The organism is Streptomyces johnsoniae (assembly GCF_031845565.1).
GTDB lineage: Bacteria > Actinomycetota > Actinomycetes > Streptomycetales > Streptomycetaceae > Streptomyces > Streptomyces johnsoniae.
The window spans coordinates 1-425 of record NZ_JAVREV010000087.1 but is presented as its reverse complement, the minus strand read 5'-3'; the positions used below and the strand labels follow the sequence as shown (position 1 = coordinate 425).

Annotated in this window: 1 protein-coding gene; it reads left to right on the top strand. The window is 75.5% G+C overall.

All coding sequences use genetic code 11. The annotated features are described in order from the left end of the window. On the top strand, window positions 1-425 hold a 425-nt coding region (locus RM779_RS33400), incomplete at both ends, for an ACP S-malonyltransferase (RefSeq protein ID WP_311621550.1).

The following is a 425-nucleotide window of genomic DNA, read 5'->3' as shown; positions in this document are numbered from 1 at the left end:
GGTCACAGCGTCGGTGAGATCACCGCCGCCGCGATCGCGGGCGTCATCGACGACGAGGCGGCGCTCCGCTTCGTCCGCACCCGGGGGCTCGGCATGGCCGGGGCCGCCGCGGTCACCGAGACCGGGATGGCGGCCCTGCTCGGCGGCGACCCCGCCGTGACGGTCCCGCACCTGGAGAAGCTCGGCCTGACCCCCGCCAACGTCAACGGGGCCGGCCAGATCGTCGCCGCCGGTACCGCGGCCCAGCTCGCCGCCCTGGAGGCCGACAAGCCCGAGGGCGTACGCCGGGTCGTCGCTCTGAAGGTGGCGGGCGCGTTCCACACGCACCACATGGCCCCGGCCGTGGAGAAGCTGCGCGCGGCCGTCGGGGACCTCACGGTCACCGACCCGACCCTGCGGTACGTGTCCAACGCCGACGGCCACAC